The sequence below is a fragment of the Lysinibacillus sphaericus genome (genome assembly GCF_015844675.1).
GTDB lineage: Bacteria > Bacillota > Bacilli > Bacillales_A > Planococcaceae > Lysinibacillus > Lysinibacillus sphaericus_E.
In genome coordinates this window covers 45,910-70,631 of sequence record NZ_LDGC01000016.1, presented here as the reverse complement: position 1 = coordinate 70,631, position 24,722 = coordinate 45,910, and the positions used below count along the sequence as shown (strand labels likewise).

Genomic DNA, 24,722 nt, shown 5'->3' with positions numbered 1-24,722 from the left:
GGTAATCATCTAACTAAAAAAATAAATAAAGGTAGAAATAATTTTCCCTATACTTTTATATTAAATTTTACGAGTATAATAGTTATGATAGGGCATCTGCTAAGGATCTTAGAAAATGACCTTCGTAAGTAACCATTTACGCTACATATTTTACATGTTGAAATTAAAGCTATATACATTTGATAGAAGCTAGATATTATAGGAGGAAATACAAATGGAAAAAGTGAAATCACCAAAAGTTGGTGTAGGGGCAATTATTTTAGATAAGGCTAACAAAATTTTACTCGTTTTACGTAAAAAAGCACCTGAAGCAGGCAGTTGGAGCTTACCGGGTGGCAAGGTTGACTATATGGAAACAATAGAAAATGCAATCATACGTGAAATAAAGGAAGAGCTTGGAGTGGACATCGAAATTACACAATTGGTATGTGTGACCAACCATATTTTACATTCAGAAGATGTTCATTATGTAGCACCTACTTTCGCTGCGCATATTACGAATGGTGAAGTAGAAAATAGAGAACCGCATGCTTTAGAGAAAGTACAGTGGTTTTCAATAAATGAAATTCCAGAAAACATTACAATGACTACAGAATACGCACTGAAACAGTTAAAGCTTATGTAATTTAGGGAAATATGGTTGCAATATAATTTGAACTGGGTGAACACTGCATGACAGTGAAAGTTGTTACGTTTAAGGTTGCTACGCCAGCCTTGAATTGTCACGGATCAGAAGGGAGTTCTTGGGGATGTTAACCTAAAATCATCATCTTATCCATTCGATAACGGCTAAATGACCTGAAACATAATCTTCTTTGTCCACTCTCTATGAACCCAATCACATAATATTCGTGGAAGTGGTTTAGGAATTTTTGCATAATGCCGCAGAAACGATAGGCTTCAATCTGTAGATCATGTTCAAAATGAACAGTTCTTTCTTCTAACATCTCATGAAACACCTTCTTTTCGGTAATATGGAAGTAAGTGTAGCACAAATCTATCAGCTTTTATTGTACGATATTAACTACCTAAAACTTAGCTCTTTCAAAAATTGAACGTTATAAAATTTGGATTCATAATTAAAAATTAGATTTAAAAGAAACTGTAACCATGTTAGGATAATATTTCGTAGGAGGTGTAGTTTGGCCTAAGGGGCTTGTGATAATAACAAACCACAAATTACCTTTTGACAATTATGTTGAATGAAAAAAAGAAACATTGTTCTCATTGTTTGCTTGTTTACGATCTTTCTAACAGGCTCAAGAGTTTTATGGTTGAAATTATTTAATAATTCAGATCAACCACATGTTGTAGAAGGGCAAATGGATTTAAGAAGTTGGGATTTTAATGACGGCCATGCTATTACACTCGATGGAGAGTGGGAGTTTTATCCTTATAATTGGATGTTTAGTGAAGAAAAGCGTTTAGAATCCAAGAAGGATCATACTACATACATACAGGTTCCTAATGGCTGGAGTTCTTCTTTACAAGAAGAAGAGATGAGCCCATACGGTTATGGCACTTATCGCTTAAAACTACTCGTCAATCCAGAAACCAATATAACTTACAGTATTCGAGTTCCGAGTGTTCGGAGTTCCTCGGAAATTTATGTAAATGGGCGACAGTTAGCAAAATCAGGTGAAATAGGGGAGAGTGCAGAAAATACAGTTGCCAAAAACGTTCCATTTACTGCTTCCTTTGAAGCAAATGGTCGCAAAGAAATCGAAATCATTGTTCAGGCTTCTAACTTTAAAGATCCACGTGGCGGTGGAATTGTTCGCTCCATTAAATTAGGAAAAGAAGATATATTAGCTAGGGAAACTCAATGGTCGGTAGCTATGCAACAACTAGTTGCAATAGTTTTTTTTATACACGCGATTTATTCCGTCATTTTATTTTTTGTAGGAAACATGGAAGAAAAAAGATTGCTTTACTTTTCTCTATTATCGATGTGCATAATGAATTATTACTTATTAGCAAGCGATGACAAATTATTATCTTATTGGTTTCGGATTAATTACGACTGGGGCTTTAAATTAGTGCATCTTTCGATGGTCGGCATAGGCTTTTCGCTAATTCAATGCATAAAGCATTGGATACCTCAACATGTGAGTAAATATACACGTTGGTTTAGTATTTTCTGTGTTGTAGCTGCATTTATGGCAATCGTGTTGCCTGCACGCTATATAGTAACTTATCAAGATATATATATATTTATTTTAGGTATTGCGTTAGTAATAACGATCCTAACGGTAATGCGAAAATCTATTAAAGAGGTCAGAAATAATATATTTTTACTTCTTGCCATTTTAGCATTTGGCAATAATTATATTTGGGATGGGTTACTTCTCATCTTTGGGATAAAAGTGATTATGTATCCATTTGATCTTATTATCGCAATGGCTTGTTTGGCTACTTTATGGTTTAAAGAGTATGCTAGAATTTATTCAGATACGAAAGAACTTGCAAGTAAGCTCCAAAAGACTGATAAGATAAAGGATGAATTTCTTGCTAATACTTCTCATGAATTACGAAATCCACTTCATGGGATCCTTAACATATCTAAAGTTGTTTTAGAAAGAGAAGAACGTGTACTCAGTGACAAAAGTGTCAAAGATTTAGAAACAGTGCTGTCTGTGGGAAGTCGTATGTCACTTATGTTAAATGATTTACTAGATGTCATGAGTTTAAAAGAAAATAACCCTAAACTAAAGTTTAGAACGGTTTCGATTCACGCAATTGTATCGGGTGTATTAGATATGCTCTATGTTATGAGTGACGGAAAACAGATTCAATTAATGAATCAAATCCCTGAAGATTTCCCAAAAGTAATGGCTGATGAAAATAGAGTGATTCAAATTGTTTTCAATTTACTTCATAATGCGGTGAAATACACGAACGACGAAGGTGAAGTGAAGGTTTCTGGTCATGTAAGAAATGGGATGGCGGAAATTGTGATTTCGGATACTGGTATAGGAATAGCTGAGGAAACCATTCAACGTATATTTGAACCTTATGAGCAGGGGAAGTCAATGATAGAAGGTGGATTTGGGCTAGGACTGAGTATTAGTAAACGTTTGGTTGAACTACATGGGGGAACATTACGTGTAAAATCAGTTGTAGGGAAAGGGTCAGAATTTACGTTTACGCTCCCAATATCTGATGGGGCGGATGAGCAAACAAATGTAGCACTGCTATCAGATTTGAACGAAGTATCAGCGGTAGTGACTCCTTCAGATGATCGAATTGGAGATCAATCAATCATGGAAGCGAATAGACCTAGAGTATTGGTCGTCGATGATGATCCAGTTAATTTAAGAGTTATCGAAACAATACTTTCTATAGAAAAATACGACTTAGTATCGGTTACAAGCGGTACTAAAGCTCTTGAAATATTAAGGTCACAAGAGTGGGATTTAGTCATCTCAGACGTAATGATGCCAACTATGTCTGGGTACGAATTAGTTCGTACAATTCGTCAGCATTTTTCAATAACTGAACTACCAGTTTTACTTCTCACAGCAAGAAGTCAGCCGCAAGACATTAGAAATGGTTTCTTATCTGGTGCGAATGATTACGTTACAAAACCAGTGGACGCTTTAGAGTTAAGATCAAGAGTGAAAGCACTAACCGACGTTAAACAATCTGCACAACAACGTCTTCGAATGGAGGCAGCTTGGCTTCAGGCACAAATACAGCCCCATTTTTTATTCAATACATTAAATGCAATTATCACGTTAAGTGAAATTGATATGGAGCGTACTAGTAAGCTACTTGAAGCACTAAGTGATTTTTTAAGAGAATCCTTTAAGTTTCAAAATAGTGATGAGCTTGTTCCAATTGAGGACGAGTTAAATCTTGTTCGATCCTATTTATATATTCATAAGGAACGTTTTGGAGAACGGATCAATGCAACGTGGGATTTGGAAGTTTCTACAAATGTTATGATCCCATCACTGACCATCCAACCATTAATTGAAAATGCGTTAAAACATGGGATATTGCCCCGTGAAAGTGGCGGGAAAATTCATATTAGCATTGAAGATTTCGACACGTATATTGAAATCTCTGTGTCAGATGATGGTACAGGAATGGATGAAGCTACGATGGAACGTTTACTTGAAAGAAAATCGGAGAGTTCAACTGGCATTGGATTGCTTAATACAGATCTTCGCTTAAAACAACATTACGGTAAAGGACTTCAAATTAAAAGTAAGCCAAATCAAGGTACGACCATATCGTTCGTAGTTCTTAAAAAGAAAGAAAAGTCAAAGCAATTTAAGCGTGAACTGTTGGTAAAATAAAATCATTCAATACGTGCCACACCCCCATTTCATAATGGGGGTGAAGTTTTGCAAAAAAACTGTCCATTTAAAATCCTGTTTCTATAGGTTTTTTTCTTTAACTATGGAAAGAGTAAGGAAAAGATAATACAAATAAGGATAGATACAAGAGGCCTTTTTTATGTTGACCTAAAATAGCCCAACATTCAGACATATTTTTATTTATTTTACATAATAATCAGTATCCTATTTCCGTCAAAGGAGCATAACGTATTCACAGGTTCAAAAAAATACATCCACATGATAGGATAAATCTTCTTTGTAAGGTACTTGAATCCAATAGGAAGTTTCCATTGTAACGTATCTTTTATTAGGGATTTTATAAAACAAGAACAGATAACCTTATTTAGTCATCTGTCTTCAGCAATCATTTTGTAAATGGATCTTCCGCTTCATATAGATAACTTTTCTCAAAATTTCCTTTTGTTTCTGCAAAAACGGTTTTCTCCTTTGCTTCTGCCTGTTCACTAGCTGGAGCTTCGTCGTGAGAGGAACAGCCAGTTAGTAAGAACGCAGTCAGTGCCCCTAAGTACAAGAATTTTTTCATTGCTACAACCTCCGTTATTGTTTGTTACGTTTTAGATTGTGCAATTACACTTAGAATATAACGGAAATGGCGATGATAAAAATTTCTTTTGTAACAAAAAATGAAAAATAAACGTTTATCAATAAAAAGGGGAAATAGCATGTGAAAAATTTTAGGATTCACCACAATTTGCGGATTGTTATTATAGGTTGCTCACATAACAGGATCAGAGCCCGAAACTAATTGGCATAATTGATGTTTAATTGGTGAACCGCACTTATTTAGTTTTACGAATAGGAAAGAAGAAAAAATAATTGCTAGCCAACCAGGGAAATACGGTTGGCACTTTTGGGGAGAAAGTGTTAAAACAGGAGACTCCCTTCGCGTAAAAGGCACTCATCAATTAACTCATAAAGAAATTGAGTTGGTAAAAGATGCTAAGTTACTTGGAACGAACAGTGGGGCAGATAACCATGCTCCGACCAATATGACTTTCCCGAATAGCGGAATGTGGAAGCTGGATACCTATATTGACGGGGAAGTTGTTTGGTAGTGCTTATGTAAAAGTGGACAAATAAAAAATCCACATTATGCAATTGATACAAGACTAAGAAAAAAGGGTCACCGAGTTGAAAGTGACCCCGAGAAATAAATGAGGGAGGGTGTGACGGTCAACCAACGCCACAACCTAATAAGTGCGTGCGATACACTTAATAATTATTGTGTGTAGAGTAAGATTTCCTATACATTCAAAAAGACTAAGCGTTTCACACAATATGGGTTTAGGCACTTTTAAGAGAGTAAGCTTGTTGCATTTTGGAAACAAAAAACCGGCAAAGGTTGCCGGTTGTGGTGATGACTTATTTAAACTTATTTTGTATTGTTTTCGTTTGCAAATCGACCAGAAGCAAAGTTTTTGTTAGCTTCTGCCTGTTGGATTTGTTGTCTAATTTGATTAACGTCAGTCTCATTTCCAAATTCTACGTCCATCGAGTTCTTTGAACCAGAAGCAAGTTTTTTGTTAGCTTCTGCCTGTTGGATTTGTTGTCTAATTTGATTAACATCAGTTTCATTTCCAAATTCCGCATTAGTAGCATTGGGAATTTTCGAGTTAAAGTTTTGATTGTTGTTTGCCATTGAAAACCACCTCCTGAAAATAGTTTATACAAAAGGTGCTATAGTATCCGAAAAATTTTCACCCGAATTTTATTTAATTGAGAGTACCATTTTTGTTGTGAAAAGCTATAAGGGGCACTCATACATGTTAACTTTCGATCAAATGAAAGAGCCCGCTACTTTCAATGCAGGCTCTAACATAGTATTTACTTTTAAAGTTCTAAGCGCATGGTACGGCTCGCTTCTTTATATCCATGTCTTTTATACAAGGCAAAAGCCCCGCTATTTTCTGCTAAAACACTTAACTCTAAATGATCTAATTTACGTTCTTTTGCCCATTTTTTTGCCTCTTGTAGTAAAACTGAACCGATGCCTTTACTTTGATATTGTTCGCCAACAATTACATCCATAATATACGCATAATTATGCTGGACGATACAAGAATAAGGAGGAGTTGTTAATTCTTGAATAAGTAAAAAGCCGGCAATACTGTTATCTATTTCAGCAACAAAAATATCTGATTTTTCTTCTGAAATTGTGTTTGTAAGAAACCCAACATCCTGTTTTGCTGGGGCAATGTACTTTGGTTGTAGTTTTGACATCTCTAAAAACAGTTCTTCATATAATATTTCTATTTGCGGAATATCTTCTAATGTTGCAACTTTAATATTCATGTTCTACCTCCATTCGAATTTTATACCATTTCACTTTACCATGTTCTGATATTTTTGAAAATAATCAGTAAATTGAATGAAAAACTCAAATAGTTAACACCGTATAAACCGCAGAGGTTTTCCAATACTAAAGCTGATTTAAAATATTCAGTATGAGAATGGAGGTTATCAACAGTGAGATTTTTTGCATGGGGACTTTTAGGTGCTGCAGCTATTTTTGGCGTAATGAAACGCCAAGCGATGTCAGATAATGCACAACAAATGACACCATCTTCTCAAGAAGGCACGACACCAGTACAATTAGTTGCAAACAGTAATCCACTTACCGCAAATACACCAAAACAATAAATAATGCACGATCTGGCTTATAGACACTGTAAAGGTCTATAAGCTTTTACATAAAAAATGAAAGCTCATTTTATTCTTTACAAAAGTATCCAGAAAAATGTATAGTTGTGTTAAATATATGGTGGTGAAACGGGGTTTTGATTATTTATGATGAAACTTATTAATAGCTAATAAAATTTTTAAAAATTTTATAGTGCAATAACGCAAATTAAGGTGTATACCTTAATTCTTTTTAGATTTGCACAATAGCGATTAGAAGTCATCATATCTATTCAAATCATATATTTTTATCTCCTATAAGCTTCTAGCGGGGTCAAGGCAAAATCTGGACTATAATTTATTGTACAGAAGCTAAAGCCCAGCGAAGTGACAGCTACAATTACACTGAGGAGTATTAATTTATATTGAAATTTAAATTGACTATGAGAAGGATTTCTTCTTATAGTTTTTTTATGTCTTTTAGGGGGTGTACAAAATGGTAATGTCTCAATTACTTATTTTTAACTAATAAAATAGAGAAATGAGGCGTAAATATGACAAATTATCACTTAATAAATGATTACAAAGACAATCAGAAATATAGAGAAAGTTTCAATGAATTAGCAAAGTTAGTTTTTGGATTAGATTTTAGCCAATGGTATGAAAAAGGCTGCTGGAACGATCAATATAGTTGTTATTCATATGTCGATGGAGAAAAAGTAATTGCAAATGCATCAATAAGTAAAATGACTGTAGTTGTAAACGGTAAGCATTATAAAGCCATACAAATTGGTACAGTAATGACGCATCCAGATTATCGTCATAAAGATTTAGCAAAAAAAATAATGAATGTCATTATTGATAAATATGAAAAACAATACGAATTTATCTATTTATTTGCGAATGAAACAGTCTTAGATTTCTATCCGAAATTTGGGTTTTCGCATGTGCAAGAAAGTAGATATTTCATAAATGCTGATGGTTTACAGGGAAAATCAAACATAACGATCCGGAAATTAGACGTTGAAAATATCAACGATGTATCTTTATTGAAAATGTATGCGAAGGAAAGAATCCCATTGTCGTCGGTTTTAGATGTGATAGAAAATGAAAGTTTACTTATGTTCTATTTTCTTATAGCATTTCCTAATTCAATTTATTTTATAGAAGATAAAGACTTTATAGTATTATTCGAAAAAGAGGGTGAGGAATTACATCTTTTTGATGTTGTTAGTCGTAGTGAAATTGATGTTATAGAGGTTTTAAGTTACATTACTACATCGGATATAAAAAGAATTATTTTTCACTTTATCCCGGATTGTCAGAATCTAGAGTGTGAAGTAATGGAAACTGAGGACGATGTATTGTTTATTCGGCCGATGATAAAATTCGGGACAGAACGACCGTTATTTCCATTAACATCGCATTCGTAAAGCTAGTTAAATGATCGAATACAGTTAAAATTAAAGAGTTTTTCTATTTTATGAAAAGTGAAAAGGGTGATTCAACTTGATACAAATAAAAAGAATATATAAAGAAAATTTCCCACAAGGCAAAAAAATTATCTATCAATACAGCTCCAATAATTATTATGATGTTTCCTTTAAAGAACGAGAAAATGGCTGGGCGGTTGATTTTACGTTAAAACATTTAGACACGCCATTTCACAAGTATTTGGAAGGAGAAATTTTTGAGGATCATATAGAGGATATTGAATGCTATATCGTTGAGTTTAATGGAGAAGAAGCGGGAATTGTTAGTTTTAATCATGAGAAGTGGCATCATGTGTTAAGAATTAATGATATTCATATAGATCAAGCCTATCAACAGCAAGGCATTGGTAGTAAGCTCATGGCTTTGGTTAGAAAGCGTGCAGCAGAAATTGGGGTGAGGGCAATCGTTTTAGAAACACAAACGTCTAATTTTCCTGCTATACAGTTTTACAGAAAACATGGATTTCATCTAATTGGATGTGACCTAATAAGTTATTCCAATAAAGATATTGAAAAAAGGGAAGTAAGGATTGAAATGGGACTTGTACTTAAATCGTAATTTAAATGAAAAAAATAGTAAAAGAAAGTTAAGTTTGGACTTTTAGAAAAAATGAATGTTGTGTTCTTTTACTTCGTTGTAGATATATTTCTGAAATTCAATGTATCACTATAAATTTGAGTGGTATCGGACGTCCCCAGGAAAGCGCCCTGCCGGAACGAAAATCAACACCTCTTTTTGCTGAAGAGGCAGACAAAAGAGAGAACACGTTTATAATCGTGTCCCCCCCAAGAAACTATACTACTATCTACTTTGAGTTTGAAGTGCTAATTTAACGCCTAGTCCTATATAAACGAAACCAACAGCCTTTTCAAGCCAACGCGAACCATTGTTTGTTGTTTTCGTAAAGATTTTTTCACCAATAAAGCTTGTAATAATAGCTAACAAAATAGTATACAAAGCGCTCATCACAACAAAAGTAATGCCTAAAATCAATAATTGTACAGTGATGGATTGGCCATTGTGTTGAACAAACTGTGGTAAAAACGCTAAGAAAAATAGTGCAGTTTTTGGATTTAATATCTCCGCTAAAAAACCTTGTCGGAACGAAGTACTTGCAGGACTTTGTTCAACTGTTGGTTTTTCTATTTTTTGTGGTTTTGTTAGTAGCATTTGAATACCTAAATAAACAAGGTATGCTACACCAATATATTTCACTACTTCGAACGCAGTGGCAGATTTCATTAAAATGGCAGATAAGCCTAAGACAGCAGCTAACGTATGGACTAAGTCACCTAATCCGATGCCTAATGCAGTGAAAATACCGTTCTTTTTACCACCTTTCAGCGTTTGCGTAATAGTAATGATAACAGCAGGGCCAGGAATTAAAAATAAGAGAAGAACTATTGCAATAAAAGATAACATGTTAACCCATCCTATTCTAATAAACTAAACATTCAAGTAAGACAATAATAATATGAACTTAATGAATGCAAAAAATATTATATGCTATCTTCTATATAACTGTCGATAATGAAATACTAAATTAGAAGTGAACTAACTATTTGTAAAAATCAGAAAATAATCCAGTGATATTAGTATAGTGATATATATTATTGAATTGTTGTAAGGTGAGTGTATGTTTTGAGGCAAGCATACTCAAATATCAAAATGAGATCCGCTTTTATTACCAAAAAGTTAACTAACATTATTTTGATTAGCAAAACCTTTGCATATTATATGAATGAATCTAATATATACATATATATATGGTTGCAAACATATAATATATTGACAGCCGCTAAAAATGATTTTCAAATGTTTTCTAACTTTTGGTTTAAATGAACTTGAATAGATTTATATAAAAATTTAATAATTGCGATTATATTGAAGTGATCAGGTATCCCCTAATCATGGTCTCAATAAAATCAAGCAAAGTTATGAAAAGTAATGTCTAAATTACTTTTTTCTCTTCTGCTTGATTTTTTTTTCTTAAAAAAATTTCAACTTCAGAGAAAAGGATGATGTGAGCTATGTTAAAAAAAGGTGATTATGTTTTTCATCGAGATTTTAATACGAATTATCCCATAATTACACATGGTGAAGGCTCTCATTTATTTACCGAGGATGGTGAGTCGTATATTGATGGAAGCTCAGGTGCGGTAGCAGCAAATTTGGGACACAGTAACGAAAGTATTGCCAAAGCTATGTATGAACAAGCTATGAAAGTTGGTTTTGTACATACGATGAGATTTGAGACAAACCTTCTTCACCTCACTTCACAAAAAATTATCGAGATAGCACCCGAAAATATGGAATCCGTATTTTTCTGCTCAGGTGGATCTGAGGCAAATGAATCTGCCTTGAAACTTTGTAGACAAGTTAATCGTGATAGAGGGAAAGCAACCAAATTTATTAGTATCGGTAGATGGCAATCCTATCATGGCAATACTATAGGAGCACTCTCAATCGGTGGAGATGTTCAACGACGTTACCCATACACGCCTCTTCTTAATAAGACCGAACATATCGATGCACCTTATTATCCACCTCACTTTTCTGAAGGAGATAAGATAAAAGAAGATGAAAGATGTTTAAATCAGTTACGACGAGTGATAAACGAAGTAGGAGCGGAAAACATATCAGCCATTATGGTAGAACCTATTGTAGGAAGTCAACAAGGCGCAATGGTCCCTACAAGTATCTACTTAAAAGGAATACGTACTATATGTAATGAATTTGATATTTATATGATTGTAGATGAAGTGATGACTGGCTTCTATCGTACAGGTGAAAGCTTTGCCATTCTACACGAAAAAGATGTAGTACCAGATATTATTACGTTCGGTAAAGGAATTACTGCGGGGTATGCGCCATTAGCAGGAATGATTGTGCATGAAAATGTAATGAAACAATTAAAAAAATATAGCAACGGTAAGTTTTTACATGGCTTTACATACAGTGGCCACCCTGTTTGCTTAGCTGCTGGATATAGTGCTATTGCAGAGTATGAAAATCAAAACATTAAAGAGAATGTCAAAAATCAAAGTTCGTTTATTTTTAAGCGATTAATTGAAATTCAAAAAAATAGTAAGACTATTGGAAGTATAAGAGGTAAGGGTTTATTAATAGGTGTTGAATTTTTTGAAAATACGGAATATTTTAATAAAAAAGTGCTGTTTGCAGCAAAATTTAATTCACTTGCAATGAAGAAAGGTGCTGTATTTTATCCGGGTAGCGGGGGAGTAGATGGTACTAAAGGAGAGCATATTTTAATCGCGCCCCCTCTAAATATTACAACAGATGATGTCGAAAAGCTTATGAACATATTTGAGGATACATTATTTGAAATGGAAAGAACTATTTAAATTGGGGGAGGTTTTATGATGAAAAAATATTTTTGGGTGTCTATGTTAATTTTTGTCGCTATTTTATCCGCATGTGGCTCCAGTGATAATTCTAAAGCTAATGACTCTTTAGAAAAAATTAAAAAAGACGGTGTCATAAAAGTCGGTATTGAAGGGGCATACCCACCATTCAACTTCTACAATTCAAAAAATGAATTAGAAGGATTCGATGTAGATATTACGAATGAAATTGCTAAGCGTATGGGGGTAAATGTCGAATTCGTTGCTACACCATGGGATTCAATCATTGGGGGATTACTTTCTAATAAATATGAAATTATTATTTCAAGTATGGCGATTACAGAGGATCGAAAAAAGAAAGTCGATTTCACAGAACCCTATTATTATACAGGTGCACAACTTTTCACGAAGTCTGATTCGGCTATTAAAAATGTAAAAACCGATGTGAAAGGGAAAAAAATTGGTGTTGTGACAGGAACTACTTTTACAGATGAAGTCATTAGACTCGGTGGAGAGCCTGTATTGTACAAGTCTGATTTACTGTCCTTTCAAGATCTAGTGAACGGTCGTATTGATGGTTCAATTACTGATAAAGCAGTAGGTGGCAATATTATTGTTGAAAACGGTTACGATGTTATTTCTGTAGGTGACGTCCTATACGATGAAACAGCAGGCATTACGGTCAACAAAAATCAAAAGGACTTAGTCAATGAAATTGATAAACATATTAAAGACATGGTGAAAGACGGTACCTATGATGAAATTAGTGAAAAATGGTTTGGTAGAAGTATTTTTAAATAGAAGGGACGATACTATATGTTGGATTTCAGCTTAGTAACAGACTTTTTACCCTTCATGGTGAAAGCTTCGTGGGTAACGTTAAAGTTAACACTTTATTCTACAATTTTCGGATTAATTTTAGGGCTTTTTGTTGCTTTAATGAAAATTTCTAAAGTCAAGGTGATTCGTTTAATCGCGGACTTTTATTTATGGATTATTCGAGGTACGCCAATGCTTGTACAACTATTTCTTATTTATTATGGTTTACCTCAAGTTGGTATTGAGTTATCTCCTATGGTTGCAGCTGTAATTGCACTCGGCATTAACTCTGCTGCATATATCGCTGAAATTTACCGCGGCGGCATTATGTCAATATCTAAAGGTCAAATTGAAGCGGCTGAATCATTAGGGATGAGTTATTTTTTACAAATGAGAAAAGTTATATTACCGCAAGCGTTACGCGTTTCCTTACCGGCATTAGGAAATCAAGCCATTATGATGCTCAAAGACTCTTCCTTAGCCTCACTAGTGACTGTTTCGGAGTTACTAATGGTATCGCAACGCTACGCAGCTTCTAACTATGCATTTATTGAATTTTACCTAGTTGCAGCGGGCTTCTATCTAGTAATGACAACCTTCTTTACATTTATTTTGAACCGTGTGGAAAGAAGAATGTCTGTAAGTGATATGTAGAGGAGGACACCTTATGAAAAATATAGACAATCCTATTCATAAAAATTTACAAGAGGTCATGATTGAGATGGTGGATGTGCATAAAAACTTTGGGGAGTTAGAAGTATTAAAAGGCATTGACCTCACAATAAAAAAGGGTGAAGTTGTTTCTCTCATTGGCTCAAGTGGTTCAGGGAAAAGTACACTTCTAAGATGTATTAATCATTTAGAAAAAATTACGAGTGGCAATATAACAGTAGATAATATTCATTTAAATGACAATAAAACGAATATAGCTTTTATTAAACGGGAAGTAGGAATGGTGTTCCAACAATTTAATTTATTTCCCCATATGACGGTGCTGGAGAATATTATGGTTGCACCTTTACATGTTTTAAAGAGAAATAAACTTGAAGTTGAAAAAGAGGCATTAGAGCTACTTGGAAAAGTCGGCCTTTTGGATAAGAAAGATTATTATCCTAAAAAACTGTCCGGTGGTCAACAACAACGTGTAGCGATTGCACGTGCATTGGCTATGAAACCGAAGCTCATGTTATTCGATGAGCCGACATCTGCACTTGATCCTGAATTAGTTGGGGAAGTATTAACCGTAATGAAACAAGTTGCAAGTGAAGGCATGACAATGGTTGTGGTCACACATGAAATGAACTTTGCCCGTGATGTGGCAGATAGAGTTATATTTATGGTCGATGGAAAAATCGAAGAACAAGGTTGTCCTAAAAAAGTGTTAACGAATCCTAAAAGTACTAAACTAGCAGCCTTTTTAGGGTTAAAAAATAATCTAGAAAAGGTTGTGAATTGATTATGCAAACGATAAAAAATGAACAATCTGCAAGTATTTACATTAACGGTGAGTGGCATAAAACAGAAAATGTAACGCCATCATTCAATCCTGCGACGAAGGAAATTATTGGCTACTTTTCTGAGGCGACAATTCCACATACCGAAGCGGCCATTAAAAATGCTAATCAAGCTTATTTAAAATGGAGTAAACTTACCGCTGTACAACGGGCTCAACTATTAAAAAATATTGCAAGTATATTATCAGAACGCAAAAATGAATTAGCCGAATTAATTACGAAAGAAATGGGCAAACCTTTACACGAAGCATTAGGAGAAGTAGAAGTGGCCATTCAAACCGCAATATACTTTAGCGGCGAAGGTAAAAGAGCTATGGGAGAAGTTATTCCATCGATGATGCAAGGACGTCATATCCATACTGTACGTACATCTACAGGAGTTGTTGGTTGTATTACACCATGGAATTATCCAATCTCACTTGCTGCCTATAAGATCTTCTCAGCATTTATAGGAGGGAACACAGTAGTATGGAAGCCATCTCCAGAAGTTAACTGCACAGCAACACAATTTACTTCTTATATGGTGGAGAGTGGATTACCACCAGGTGTATTAAACTTGGTCACTTCTAGTTCGCCAAGTATTGGCGAAACAATTGTTAGCCATAAAGATGTACCTTTACTAACTTTCACAGGCTCAACAAATGTTGGTATTAAAATTGCACAAGAAGCTGCAAAACAACTAAAGCGCATCACACTTGAATTAGGTGGTATTAATGCTGCCATTGTAATGAAAGACGCTGATCTAGATTTAGCCGTTTCACAGATTATAGCATCAGGTTACGGTACAAGTGGGCAACGCTGTACAGCGACAAGAAGAGTTTTTATACATGAAAGTATTAAAGATGTTTTTCTACAAAAATTAGTCCAAGAAACTAGCAAACTGAGAATTGGCAATGGATTAAAAGATAGTACACAAGTTGGTCCTATTATTAATGAAACAAGTTTAAAACAAATCGACTGTGCTGTACAAAAAGCCATTGAAGAGGGTGCTAGATTAGTAATCGGTGGACACATTCTTATGGAAAATGAAGGATATTACTACGCCCCAACAATTTTAGATAATATTAAGACTACTTTTGAAATCGCACAAGAGGAAGTCTTTGGTCCAGTACTTTCAATAATTACTTTTAATAATTTTGAGCAAGTTATCAATTGGAATAATGATACAAAATATGGTCTGTCAACAGCGATTTTTACGAATGATTTATCAATAGCTATGCAAGCACAAAATGAATTATCTACGGGACTAGTTTATATCAATGCTGGCACAGCAAATGCTGAGCTAGGTGTACCATTCGGTGGATTAAAAATGTCAGGCAATGGGCAACGTGAGGTTTCACATCATATGTTAGATTTCATGACAGAATGGAAATCAGTTTATATTAGCTATGGAGGATAAATTCTATGTCCGAAAATTTATTAACGATGTTAGCGCTCGACATTGAAAAAGAAACGATCGAAGATGTGCATCGAACAAAACAAGAAATAACTGCTTTAGACCAATACTTAAATGAAGCGCGGTCATTATCTGAGAAAAAAAGTGTGCTGATCATTGGTGGAGGAATTATCGGTCTAGTAACAGGTTATTTTTTACAAGAAATAGGTTTTGACGTAAGTATTGTCGAAGCGAAATCATTTGCCGCTGCTGCCTCTGGTAGAAATGGAGGAGCCATTATGACATTAGGAAGAGAGTTATCAGAAATTCCATATTCTCTGAATTCGTTACAAATTTGGAACCAATTAAGTGAAAAAGGAATTGAAACTCACTTCAAAAAAAATGGCCATTTAATGGTAGCTCGCAATGAAACAGAAGCCAATATATTGAGAAAATCTTATGAGCTATATGTTCAAGCAGGGATACATGTGGAATTGTTAGACAATAAATCAATGAAAAAATACGTTCCATTTTTAAGCGATGCAATTCCATTAGGCATCTATAGTCATGACGATGGGTCAGCTTATCCATTCACAACTTCTCAAAGCTTACTTAAATCTTTAAAGCAAGGAGGAGCTAAGCTTTACAATCATTGCCATGTCGAAAAAATTGTTACAGAAAACAATAAGATTGTAGCGGTACAAACGGCAAAAAGAAGTTTTACAGCAGATTATTTCATTATCTCCACAGGTCCTTGGACTCAAAAAATCTGCAAGGAACTAAGTGAACATATTCCAATTAGACCTCGACGCTCCCAATTGTTTGCAACAGAAATTGTTCGTCAAAATATTATAAAACCTTTCTTTACAGGAAATGGAATATACTTAAGGCAAACGCATGCTGGGAATATACTTTTTGGGGGAGGCGGTCCGTGGGAATTAGACGGGTATGATTTAAACAATACTATCGAAGCGATCCAACTACAGTCAGGACGTTTTTTAGAGTTATTTCCAAAATTAAAAAATAAAAAACTACTACGTACTTTTGCTGGAACGGTAGAGTTAACGCCAGATTATACACCGATTATGGGTAAATTAATGACGCTTGAAAATGGCTTCGTCTCAGCTGGATACAACGGGCATGGTTTCGGAATATCTACCGTAATGGGCAAGTTAATGAGCTCGTATTTATATGACCATATCCATCATATCGAACTGAACGATACGATAAAAGATATGCTAAAAAAGTTAAGTGTAAACCGTTTTGAAAAAGCGAAAGAAACAGGTGATGTACTATGAAAGACGTTATTATTTGTCGCTGTGAGGAAGTTAGTTTAGGAGATATCGAAGCCGCTAAAGACAACGGCATGATAACATCTCAAGAAATAAAAATGGCGACTCGTCTTGGTATGGGTATGTGCCAAGGCAGGATTTGTCGCTCTTTAATCGATCTTTATATGACTGATCAAACGCCACAAGGTATGTTACAGCCTTCTAGCTTAACAGTACATGTCCCAGTACGTCCTGTTTCTCTTTGTCAAATTGCAGCGAAGGGGGATAGAGCTTAATGCGTATTCAACATCATCCTATTGTAACGATATCACCTAAAAAACAAGTGACTTTTCATTTTAACGAACAAATATACAATGGACTAGAAGGTGATACAATAGCAGCTGCACTTTGGGCGAACCGTGTAACAACCTTAAGGCATACAGAGAAAAATAATATGGGGCGCAGTTTATTTTGCGGTATAGGGAACTGTTTTGACTGTCGCGTCTATATTAAAAACCAGGGAATGGTTCGAGCATGTAACGTACCTATAGTTGAAGGGTTAGAAGTATTTTCAACTGATAGGGGGATTGATTAGTATGAAATACGATGTCGCTATTGTTGGTGGAGGGCCTGCAGGTTTACAGGCAGCAATTACACTAGCTAAAAGAGAGGTTTCTGTAGTTGTTATAGAAGAAAATAATACGCTAGGCGGCAAACTGTTAGGACAGTTACATGAAGAGGATAACGGTAATTGGTGGATTGGTAGAGACGTTGCTGAAAGACTAGTCAACGAAGCGAGAAGCTATCAAAATATTACTTTCATTCTTGGTACACAAGTATGGAATATTGATGCAAATTATAAGCTCTATCTATCAAAAGTGGATGGGTTAGAGATTTTACCAACAGTGGAAGCGAATTTTTTACTATTAGCTACAGGGGCCATAGAAAAAGGACTTCCTATTAAAGGGTGGACATTACCTAAAGTGATGACTGTTGGTGGTGCCCAAGTACTTACCAATCAATATTTCGTAAAGCCAGGAAACAGAGTAGCAATTATAGGTGCTGATATTCTTTCAATTTCAATCGCTAGAGCTATGAAGTTAGCTGGAATAGATGTTTTAGGTATTTATTTACCTCCTAAAAACATGTTCTCTACATCAACCTCAAATCCAAATACAGTCATGCAAAGTTTTAGCTCTATGGGTAGTCATGCCCCAAGTCTATTGTTGAAAATGGGAGTAAATGTAATTAAAAGCAATGTAGGGCGAAAGTTAGCCCATAAACTTTATCCGCCTCGTGGCATTAAAATGTGGGGAATTCCGATCTATTTAAATAAATGCATTAGCGAAATTCAGGGTGATCAAGAAGTAGAATCTGTGAAAGTGCAACATGTAACAACTGAAGGTGAACTTACAAGTAAAGAAAGAACGTTAAATGTAGACGCAGTATGTATTTCCGCAGGTTTAACGCCTCAAACGGAACTATCCGTTATCTTGAATTGCGACTTTGCGGAAATTGATGGATTGAGTGGCAAAGTCCCTATTCATAATGAGCAGTTAGAGACAACAATAGAAAATGTTTTTGTTGCGGGAAATATTACAGGGATTGAAGGAGCTAAAGTTTGCATGGCTCAAGGTCATGTTGCAGGACTTAGTATGTTAAATAAAATGGGCAAATTGGTGAATTTTAAAGAGCTTCAAGTTTCTTTAGAACAACTAAAGAAAGTAAGAGAAACGTCTCCCATCCAATTTCATGCTAATATTTTTAAAGGAAGAGAAATTATGCAAAAGCATTGGGATCAAATCTATCAACTTAAAGAGAGTGAGTGAGAATGATGACAGCAACATATTATATCGAAGTGCCAAAAAAATTAAAGGTGAATGAAATTGAAATGATGATGGAACTAGAAAAAGATGCTTTTCCAGGACTAGGTGCCGTTGATGAACAGTGTCTTGTACCTTTAACTAGGTATGGAAAAATGGTTTGGTTTAAAGAAAAAGGCGATGATCGCCCGATAGCAGTGGGAGAATTAATGCGAAATTTTGATAATCCTGATGAAGCTTACGTATTTGGTTATTACGTTCGTTCGGATCAACAAGGCAAAGGTATCGGAAAGAAATTTTTAGTAGAGCTTCTGGATTATATACAACAACAAGGTTTTCAATATGTAACGTTGACTGTAAACATAGAGAATTTAGCTGCGATCAAACTGTATGAAGCATTTGGTTTTGAAATAGTTGAAACACGCGAAAATGAATTTGGTAAAGATGAGCATCGTTATTGCATGAAAAAGAAGTTTTAACTTTGTACTGCCATTCGTTTAGTAGCGAAAGTGAAATGTCAGCTACACAAGACAGAGTGACCAATATCATTTTGTTAGGTTTGCAAAAAAACATCGTTTTGGCTTAAAGCCTCCGGGGGATGTCATGGAATCGGAATGGGTTCTTCCAGGATGTTAGCCTAAAATCTCGTTCTCGTGTGATAACGGCTAACGCACCTGCATCGTTTAGCGCCACGTCCTTGCATGATCGAAATGAACATCATTGTTCCAGCTCTCAAGCAGGAGGCCTAATCGCAAAGCCGATTCTAGACGCAATTAAACGGAGGCAAAATTGGATGCTATTGGGGTGAATTGTATGAATAAATTAAAAAATTCGGGCATGGAAGTACTTGATACTCTAAAAAATGGTGACACATTATTAGTTGGTGGCTTTGGTTTAATTGGAGCGCCTCTAACATTAATAGATGCTTTAAAAGAGAAAGAAGTCAAAGACTTGACTGTTGTCAGTAATAATTTAGGGGAGTCTGGTAAAGGACTAGGTCTTATACTAAATCAAAATAAGATTAAGAAAGTGATTGGTTCTTACTTCACAAGCAATAGAGATGTTGGCGAAAAGTATCAGAAGGGAGAGTTAACTATTCAACTTTTACCTCAAGGTACAATGGCTGAGGCATTAAGAGCTGGTGGAGCGGGTATAGGTGGTTTCTATACTAAAACAGCTGTTGGAACAAAACTAGCAGAAGGTAAGGAACAACGAGTTTTAGACGATGAGACGTATATCTTTGAACAATCTATTAAAGGCGATGTCGCATTTATACGTGCTCATAAAGCAGATGAATTAGGGAATTTAACATACTATAAAACGGCACGAAATTTTAATCCCCTAATGGCAACAGCCGCTAAATATGTAGTTGCAGAGGTGGATGAAATTGTGCCTGTAGGTTCTCTAAATGCTGAAGAAATCGTTACTCCCCATCTATTCGTTGATGCGATTATTGTTGCTCAAAAAGTTTTGACGAAAGATGGGGTGAAGAGCTTGTGAATGAACAACATCTCATTGCAAGTCGTGTAGCTCAAGAAATATCTGGGCCAGCAGTTGTGAATTTGGGAATTGGCATCCCTACATTAGTTTCAGAATATGTAAAAGAGGATACGATTATCTTTCATACAGAAAATGGACTGTTAGGTGTTACGGATATAGACCCTGATCATATTGATCCGAACTTAGTCAATGCGGGAAAGTTACCTGTTGGCGAAAAAGAAGGCTCTTCATTTTTTAATAGTGCCGATTCTTTTGCAATGATTCGTGGAGGGCATATCGACGTTGCCATACTAGGCGCATTACAGGTTGATCAAACAGGATTAATCGCTAACTGGGCTGTACCTGGCAAAGCAATTTTAGGGGTTGGTGGTGCAATGGATTTGTTATCAGGAGCAAAACAAATTATTGTCGCTATGACACATTGTTCAAAGGACGGGAAAAGTAAACTTGTAAAAGAATGCTTTTATCCAATAACTTCGACAAGGGCTGTTGATATTATTGTGACTAATTTAGCGGTATTTCATGTGAAAGATCATGAACTATATTTGGTCGATTTAATGCCAGGGGTAACAGTAGAAACTGTACAACAACATACCGAGGCTAAGTATAAAGTTGCACTTACGCAAAATCAAATATAAACAAATGCAATCGAACCTACATTCTCCAGTATAAATTTGATCGGACGCACTATTTACTATTTATAGATGTTAGGAGGCGAGAATGTGAATGAAGCTAATACAGTGCTAGTCACTGGATATGCCAAAGCACCTCAAGGAACTTCAATGTACGAAATATACAAGTATGCAGGGATTGTACTAGAAATAGATAGAGAGACGCATGTAATTGTAGAAGCAGAGTTTACAGTAGTTACAGATCTTACTCAATCTTTCTTCAAAAAACTATTAGTAGGATATTGCTTAGTGGAAGGATTAGAGGACTTAATTGAGAAAATAAGGAGAAAGTATTTCGCCCCTAGCCAGCAAGCAATAATTGTCGCGTTACAAGCAGCTGTACAACGTTATTGGGACAATGTAAATGATTAAAAAGGAAAGTGGGCTCTCTTGTACATGATTTTATTAAAACCGTTTAAGCGTAGAAAAATATAGGTATTTTTTTGTAACTATATCAATACGTTTAGATCGGTTTTTATTTGCGTGAAAGCAAAGCCACGGCTTCAATACGCCAAGGCGAAATTGATACTACACTACATTCACCAATAATAGCAAGGAGGATATATATGGTAGTTATAGTAAATGCATTTCGAACACCAATCGGTAAACTTGGAGGAGCTTTAGCACAAACTTTGCCTGAGGATTTAGTGGCCCATGTTATGCAAAATAATTTATCTTCTGTAGGATATGGGGAAGAAATTTTAGACGAAATTATTGTAGGACAAACGAAACAAAGCACCCACGCTCCAAATATCGCAAGAGTTGCAGCATTAAAAGCAAAATTTCGCGACACGCTATCTGCCTATACTGTACATCGTCAATGTGGTTCGGGGTTGCAAGCTGTAATGAATGCTGCGATGACCATTATAGCGAAACAAGCAGATGTAATACTCGCTGGTGGTGTAGAAAGCATGTCTCAAGCACCTTTTTACTTCATCTCGGACCGAACAACAACATTAAATGGAAATCTGACTATTTATGACTCTAATATAGAAAGTCAAGCAAAGTCTCAGCCAGAATCGATTTACGGTACATTTTCAATGGGAGAAACCGCAGAATGGCTAGCGGAAAGTTTCGATATTTCAAGAGAGGAACAAGATTATTTTGCATATGAGAGTCAGAAAAAAGCAAAGGTTGCTATTGATAAAGGTGATTTCGAAAGTGAAATTGTCTCAATAGAAGTCAAAACAGGAAAAAAGAAAACTATCCATTTTGCAGTAGATGAACACCCGCGTCTATCTGATATTGACGTTTTAGCAAAATTACAACCTGCATTCAAAAAAGACGGTAGCGTAACAGCGGGGAATGCGTCTGGACGTAATGATGGAGCGTCAATGCTGTTACTTATGGATGATGAAAAAGCACATTTACTTGGATGTAAGCCACTTGCTAAAATCGTATCATTTGCGGCAGTTGGTATTTCACCAAAAGAAATGGGCCTTGGACCTGTTCCGGCTATTGAGCAGGCTTTAGAAAAGGCTGGATTGAATATCCGTGAAATCGATTTATTTGAAATTAATGAAGCTTTCGCTGCACAAGCATTAGCATGCGCAAAACAATTATCTCTTCCATTATCAAAGCTAAATGTAAACGGTGGAGCGATTGCTTTAGGACATCCTTTAGGCATGTCTGGTGCTAGAATCTTAACAACATTAGTTCATGCTTTAGAAAAGCGCAAGTTACGGTATGGCGTAGCAGCTATTTGTATAGCAGGTGGACAAGGGTTGGCAATGGTTGTAGAAAGATGTATGGAGTAAAAAATGAACAAGAAATTAACATCCCTTGAAGAGACTAAATTTATTAAAATTTTCCGTAAAAATTGTGGAGGTGAGTTAGGTTATGGTGAGAAGAATAGGTATTGCAATGTTTTATCACGAATCACATAGTTTTGTTCCTTATAAAACCGATATACCACAATTTGAAAACTATGGTTATTTTGAAAGTGAAAAGTTAGTGACTGAATTTCGTAACACAAAAACAGAGTTAGGTGGATTCATTGATGTTTTAGAACGCTATAATGATATTGAAATCGTACCATTACTTTGCGCTGCAGCGATCCCATCAGGAATTGTAACGGCAAGTGCATACGCTCAAATTGAACATCAAATGCTCACATTACTTCAGCAAGAAAAGGCATTAGACGGACTATTGTTAGCTCTACATGGTGCTATGGTAGTAGAGGGATTACAGGATCCAGAAGAGCAATACATGAAAAAGATTAGAAGTATTGTTGGAAACATTCCTTTAGTTATAACCCTTGATATGCATGCTAACATCCAAGAAAGCTACTTAGATTTAGCGAATGCAATCATTGGCTATAAAACATACCCTCATATTGATATGTATGAGACTGGTGAAACTGCAGCTAACGCACTTATTGAATTACTTTCCGGGCAGCAATTTAAAGTTAAAATGAAAAAACTCTCCTTAATGCCTCCCTCTATTAATATGAGAACATCCGAAGGACCAATGCATAAATTGATCGAAGAATCTAGAGTATTAGAATCAAAAATAGGTATTTATAATATTACGATATTAGGGGGATTTCCCTATGCGGATGTAGCACACGTGGGAGCAGGTATTATTGTGACGGGAATGGAAGAAGAAATCATCAATCAAGCACTTGAAAATTTGACAAACTTATATATGGACCTTAAAGAAGAGTTTTTAGTCACACTACCAACAACGAAAGAAGCCATTTCACAAGCTATTCAGCTTTTGGGAGAAAAGCCAGTAGCGCTAGTTGATATTTCAGACAATCCCTTAAGCTGTGGAAGCGCTGATACAACAGAGATAATGAGAGAAGTTTTAGCGCTAAACATTAAAGATTGTTTAATCGGTGGGATTTACGATGTTGAAAGTATAGAAAAATGTAAGGCAGCAGGAATTGGATCTAAAGTGCAGTTACAATTAGGGGGCAAGATTAATCCTCAATACGGATTGCCTATTGATGTAATAGCAGATGTTATAGCTATTTCAGATGGTGTATTTTATAATTCTGGTCCTTTCCAGAAAAACTATCGTATGGACTTAAAGAGTGCCGTGCATATTAAATGTGAAGATGTTGAAGTTTTATTAATTGGTGTGCCGATGTCTGCGAATGACCCAGAGATGTTCCGCCATATTGGAATAGAGCCTTCAGATAAAAAATTACTAGTACTAAAAGCGAAAAATCATTTTAGAGCTGCATTCGAACCAATAGTGGGAGATATTATTTATGCGGATGCACGAGGAGCAGCCTCAAATTATTTGAGGAACTTCCCATATGAACATGTCCCTGCCTCTATTTGGCCACTCAATAAGGAAAACTACTAATATAAGAATAGTACAGTCACATCAATAGTAGGATGTGGCTTTTATTTTGAAATTCTAACTAAAAAATAGTACCAACTACTAATAATTAATGCTAGAATTAGGTGATAAAATTATTGGAGGTTTTTTGATGCTAGATATTCAACAAATACAAGAGGTTTTATTACATCGTTACCCTTTTTTGTTAGTGGATAGAGTATTAGAGTTAGAAGAGGGGAAGAAAGCGGTAGCCATTAAAAATGTCACGATAAATGAAGAGTTCTTTAATGGACATTTTCCTAATTACCCGGTAATGCCAGGTGTATTAATTGTTGAAGCATTAGCGCAAGTGAGCGCAATTATTATGCTTACAAAAGAAGGGAACCAAGGGAGACTTGGATTACTAGCAGGTATTGATAACTGTCGCTTTAAAAAACAAGTGAAACCTGGAGATCAACTGCGTCTTGAAGTGGAAATTACACGCTTAAAAGGTGCCATTGGTAAAGGACGTGGGGTTGCAACGGTAGACGGAGAAATAGCTTGTGAAACAGAGCTTATTTTCGCATTCGGTAACTAAGTTATTTCGATTAAAAAGTGCTGCAAAAATCATTGC

At 35.5% G+C, this 24,722-nt stretch carries 25 protein-coding genes and 1 pseudogene; 21 read left to right on the top strand and 5 right to left on the bottom strand.

Annotated features, from left to right (window positions below):
- Positions 1 to 214 precede the first annotated feature (214 nt).
- Entirely contained in the window at positions 215 to 625 is a 411-nt protein-coding gene (locus tag ABE34_RS06385) for an NUDIX domain-containing protein (RefSeq protein ID WP_197141221.1), read from the top strand.
- A gap of 181 nt (positions 626 to 806) precedes the next feature.
- Here ABE34_RS06385 and ABE34_RS25010 read toward each other — a convergent pair.
- Positions 807 to 947 (bottom strand): annotated as a pseudogene (locus ABE34_RS25010) (AraC family transcriptional regulator); the annotation flags it as partial.
- A 327-nt stretch (positions 948 to 1,274) separates the two neighbouring features.
- Between ABE34_RS25010 and ABE34_RS06380 the strand changes: the two are divergent.
- Positions 1,275 to 4,304, top strand: coding sequence for a hybrid sensor histidine kinase/response regulator (locus ABE34_RS06380; RefSeq protein WP_346655532.1), 3,030 nt, complete (start codon positions 1,275 to 1,277; stop codon positions 4,302 to 4,304).
- A 406-nt stretch (positions 4,305 to 4,710) separates the two neighbouring features.
- On the opposite strand, the gene ABE34_RS06375 is transcribed toward ABE34_RS06380, so the two are convergent.
- From ABE34_RS06375 to ABE34_RS06365, 3 genes are all read right to left on the bottom strand, one after another.
- The gene (locus ABE34_RS06375; RefSeq protein WP_197141218.1) at positions 4,711 to 4,890 is read right to left on the bottom strand and encodes a hypothetical protein; all 180 of its coding nucleotides are present in this window, start codon (positions 4,888 to 4,890) and stop codon (positions 4,711 to 4,713) included.
- Between the two features lie 849 nt (positions 4,891 to 5,739).
- Positions 5,740 to 6,006: a gamma-type small acid-soluble spore protein gene (locus tag ABE34_RS06370; protein ID WP_197141217.1), complete on the bottom strand. Its 267-nt coding sequence runs from the start codon at positions 6,004 to 6,006 to the stop codon at positions 5,740 to 5,742.
- A 191-nt stretch (positions 6,007 to 6,197) separates the two neighbouring features.
- Positions 6,198 to 6,659, bottom strand: a complete 462-nt coding sequence (locus ABE34_RS06365; protein WP_197141215.1) for a GNAT family N-acetyltransferase — start codon at positions 6,657 to 6,659, stop codon at positions 6,198 to 6,200.
- Positions 6,660 to 6,833: 174 nt separating this feature from the next.
- Between ABE34_RS06365 and ABE34_RS06360 the strand changes: the two genes are divergently transcribed.
- The 3 genes from ABE34_RS06360 to ABE34_RS06350 all read left to right on the top strand — a co-directional run bounded on the left by ABE34_RS06360 (position 6,834) and on the right by ABE34_RS06350 (position 9,038).
- Complete coding sequence (locus ABE34_RS06360) at positions 6,834 to 7,007, top strand: hypothetical protein (RefSeq protein WP_197141213.1); 174 nt, start codon at positions 6,834 to 6,836, stop codon at positions 7,005 to 7,007.
- A 533-nt stretch (positions 7,008 to 7,540) separates the two neighbouring features.
- Positions 7,541 to 8,419: a GNAT family N-acetyltransferase gene (locus ABE34_RS06355; protein WP_197141200.1), complete on the top strand. Its 879-nt coding sequence runs from the start codon at positions 7,541 to 7,543 to the stop codon at positions 8,417 to 8,419.
- A gap of 76 nt (positions 8,420 to 8,495) precedes the next feature.
- Complete coding sequence (locus tag ABE34_RS06350) at positions 8,496 to 9,038, top strand: GNAT family N-acetyltransferase (RefSeq protein WP_197141198.1); 543 nt, start codon at positions 8,496 to 8,498, stop codon at positions 9,036 to 9,038.
- A gap of 243 nt (positions 9,039 to 9,281) precedes the next feature.
- On the opposite strand, the gene ABE34_RS06345 is transcribed toward ABE34_RS06350, so the two are convergent.
- Positions 9,282 to 9,902 carry a LysE family translocator gene (locus ABE34_RS06345; protein WP_079562237.1) on the bottom strand — a complete coding sequence of 207 codons (621 nt, stop codon included), beginning with the start codon at positions 9,900 to 9,902 and terminating at the stop codon, positions 9,282 to 9,284.
- A 608-nt stretch (positions 9,903 to 10,510) separates the two neighbouring features.
- Here ABE34_RS06345 and ABE34_RS06340 point away from each other — a divergent pair.
- The 16 genes from ABE34_RS06340 (at position 10,511) to fabZ (ending at position 24,686) form a co-directional block, all read left to right on the top strand.
- Complete coding sequence (locus ABE34_RS06340; protein WP_197141196.1) at positions 10,511 to 11,845, top strand: aspartate aminotransferase family protein; 1,335 nt, start codon at positions 10,511 to 10,513, stop codon at positions 11,843 to 11,845.
- 15 nt (positions 11,846 to 11,860) lie between these two features.
- Positions 11,861 to 12,646 (top strand): transporter substrate-binding domain-containing protein, encoded by a 786-nt coding sequence (locus ABE34_RS06335; RefSeq protein WP_197141194.1) that lies wholly within the window; start codon positions 11,861 to 11,863, stop codon positions 12,644 to 12,646.
- Between the two features lie 15 nt (positions 12,647 to 12,661).
- Positions 12,662 to 13,318, top strand: a complete 657-nt coding sequence (locus ABE34_RS06330; protein ID WP_197141193.1) for an amino acid ABC transporter permease — start codon at positions 12,662 to 12,664, stop codon at positions 13,316 to 13,318.
- A 58-nt stretch (positions 13,319 to 13,376) separates the two neighbouring features.
- A complete protein-coding gene (locus ABE34_RS06325) occupies positions 13,377 to 14,120 on the top strand; it encodes an amino acid ABC transporter ATP-binding protein (protein WP_197141272.1) in 744 nt (247 codons plus the stop codon).
- Between the two features lie 2 nt (positions 14,121 to 14,122).
- Positions 14,123 to 15,577 (top strand): aldehyde dehydrogenase family protein, encoded by a 1,455-nt coding sequence (locus tag ABE34_RS06320; RefSeq protein WP_197141192.1) that lies wholly within the window; start codon positions 14,123 to 14,125, stop codon positions 15,575 to 15,577.
- 5 nt (positions 15,578 to 15,582) lie between these two features.
- Positions 15,583 to 16,851: an NAD(P)/FAD-dependent oxidoreductase gene (locus tag ABE34_RS06315; protein WP_197141191.1), complete on the top strand. Its 1,269-nt coding sequence runs from the start codon at positions 15,583 to 15,585 to the stop codon at positions 16,849 to 16,851.
- Complete coding sequence (locus ABE34_RS06310) at positions 16,848 to 17,120, top strand: (2Fe-2S)-binding protein (protein WP_197141190.1); 273 nt, start codon at positions 16,848 to 16,850, stop codon at positions 17,118 to 17,120. The genes ABE34_RS06315 and ABE34_RS06310 overlap by 4 nt, the downstream gene beginning before the upstream one ends.
- Entirely contained in the window at positions 17,120 to 17,419 is a 300-nt protein-coding gene (locus tag ABE34_RS06305; RefSeq protein ID WP_197141189.1) for a (2Fe-2S)-binding protein, read from the top strand. The genes ABE34_RS06310 and ABE34_RS06305 overlap by 1 nt, the downstream gene beginning before the upstream one ends.
- Position 17,420: 1 nt before the next feature.
- The gene (locus ABE34_RS06300) at positions 17,421 to 18,653 is read left to right on the top strand and encodes an NAD(P)/FAD-dependent oxidoreductase (protein ID WP_197141188.1); all 1,233 of its coding nucleotides are present in this window, start codon (positions 17,421 to 17,423) and stop codon (positions 18,651 to 18,653) included.
- Between the two features lie 2 nt (positions 18,654 to 18,655).
- Positions 18,656 to 19,126, top strand: coding sequence for a GNAT family N-acetyltransferase (locus ABE34_RS06295; protein ID WP_197141186.1), 471 nt, complete (start codon positions 18,656 to 18,658; stop codon positions 19,124 to 19,126).
- A gap of 334 nt (positions 19,127 to 19,460) precedes the next feature.
- Positions 19,461 to 20,147, top strand: a complete 687-nt coding sequence (locus ABE34_RS06290; protein ID WP_197141184.1) for a CoA transferase subunit A — start codon at positions 19,461 to 19,463, stop codon at positions 20,145 to 20,147.
- Positions 20,144 to 20,785: a 3-oxoacid CoA-transferase subunit B gene (locus ABE34_RS06285; RefSeq protein WP_197141182.1), complete on the top strand. Its 642-nt coding sequence runs from the start codon at positions 20,144 to 20,146 to the stop codon at positions 20,783 to 20,785. Before ABE34_RS06290 ends, ABE34_RS06285 begins: the two co-directional genes overlap by 4 nt.
- An 84-nt stretch (positions 20,786 to 20,869) precedes the next feature.
- Positions 20,870 to 21,190, top strand: a complete 321-nt coding sequence (locus ABE34_RS06280) for a DUF3870 domain-containing protein (protein WP_197141180.1) — start codon at positions 20,870 to 20,872, stop codon at positions 21,188 to 21,190.
- Between the two features lie 194 nt (positions 21,191 to 21,384).
- Positions 21,385 to 22,575, top strand: a complete 1,191-nt coding sequence (locus ABE34_RS06275; RefSeq protein ID WP_197141178.1) for a thiolase family protein — start codon at positions 21,385 to 21,387, stop codon at positions 22,573 to 22,575.
- An 82-nt stretch (positions 22,576 to 22,657) separates the two neighbouring features.
- Positions 22,658 to 24,133, top strand: coding sequence for a M81 family metallopeptidase (locus ABE34_RS06270; protein WP_197141176.1), 1,476 nt, complete (start codon positions 22,658 to 22,660; stop codon positions 24,131 to 24,133).
- A gap of 127 nt (positions 24,134 to 24,260) precedes the next feature.
- Positions 24,261 to 24,686, top strand: coding sequence for a 3-hydroxyacyl-ACP dehydratase FabZ (fabZ, locus tag ABE34_RS06265; RefSeq protein WP_197141174.1), 426 nt, complete (start codon positions 24,261 to 24,263; stop codon positions 24,684 to 24,686).
- The last annotated feature ends 36 nt before the right edge of the window (positions 24,687 to 24,722 follow it).

Bases quoted from the DNA above. Each gene is read 5' to 3' on its own strand.
- ABE34_RS06385 (WP_197141221.1), top strand. From the start codon at position 215: ATGGAAAAAGTGAAATCACCAAAAGTTGGTGTAGGGGCAATTATTTTA.
- ABE34_RS06375 (WP_197141218.1), bottom strand. From the start codon at position 4,890: ATGAAAAAATTCTTGTACTTAGGGGCACTGACTGCGTTCTTACTAACT.
- ABE34_RS06370 (WP_197141217.1), bottom strand. From the start codon at position 6,006: ATGGCAAACAACAATCAAAACTTTAACTCGAAAATTCCCAATGCTACT.
- ABE34_RS06365 (WP_197141215.1), bottom strand. From the start codon at position 6,659: ATGAATATTAAAGTTGCAACATTAGAAGATATTCCGCAAATAGAAATA.
- ABE34_RS06355 (WP_197141200.1), top strand. From the start codon at position 7,541: ATGACAAATTATCACTTAATAAATGATTACAAAGACAATCAGAAATAT.
- ABE34_RS06345 (WP_079562237.1), bottom strand. From the start codon at position 9,902: ATGTTATCTTTTATTGCAATAGTTCTTCTCTTATTTTTAATTCCTGGC.
- ABE34_RS06340 (WP_197141196.1), top strand. From the start codon at position 10,511: ATGTTAAAAAAAGGTGATTATGTTTTTCATCGAGATTTTAATACGAAT.
- ABE34_RS06335 (WP_197141194.1), top strand. From the start codon at position 11,861: ATGATGAAAAAATATTTTTGGGTGTCTATGTTAATTTTTGTCGCTATT.
- ABE34_RS06330 (WP_197141193.1), top strand. From the start codon at position 12,662: ATGTTGGATTTCAGCTTAGTAACAGACTTTTTACCCTTCATGGTGAAA.
- ABE34_RS06325 (WP_197141272.1), top strand. From the start codon at position 13,377: ATGATTGAGATGGTGGATGTGCATAAAAACTTTGGGGAGTTAGAAGTA.
- ABE34_RS06320 (WP_197141192.1), top strand. From the start codon at position 14,123: ATGCAAACGATAAAAAATGAACAATCTGCAAGTATTTACATTAACGGT.
- ABE34_RS06315 (WP_197141191.1), top strand. From the start codon at position 15,583: ATGTCCGAAAATTTATTAACGATGTTAGCGCTCGACATTGAAAAAGAA.
- ABE34_RS06310 (WP_197141190.1), top strand. From the start codon at position 16,848: ATGAAAGACGTTATTATTTGTCGCTGTGAGGAAGTTAGTTTAGGAGAT.
- ABE34_RS06305 (WP_197141189.1), top strand. From the start codon at position 17,120: ATGCGTATTCAACATCATCCTATTGTAACGATATCACCTAAAAAACAA.
- ABE34_RS06300 (WP_197141188.1), top strand. From the start codon at position 17,421: ATGAAATACGATGTCGCTATTGTTGGTGGAGGGCCTGCAGGTTTACAG.
- ABE34_RS06295 (WP_197141186.1), top strand. From the start codon at position 18,656: ATGATGACAGCAACATATTATATCGAAGTGCCAAAAAAATTAAAGGTG.
- ABE34_RS06290 (WP_197141184.1), top strand. From the start codon at position 19,461: ATGAATAAATTAAAAAATTCGGGCATGGAAGTACTTGATACTCTAAAA.
- ABE34_RS06275 (WP_197141178.1), top strand. From the start codon at position 21,385: ATGGTAGTTATAGTAAATGCATTTCGAACACCAATCGGTAAACTTGGA.
- ABE34_RS06270 (WP_197141176.1), top strand. From the start codon at position 22,658: ATGGTGAGAAGAATAGGTATTGCAATGTTTTATCACGAATCACATAGT.
- fabZ (WP_197141174.1), top strand. From the start codon at position 24,261: ATGCTAGATATTCAACAAATACAAGAGGTTTTATTACATCGTTACCCT.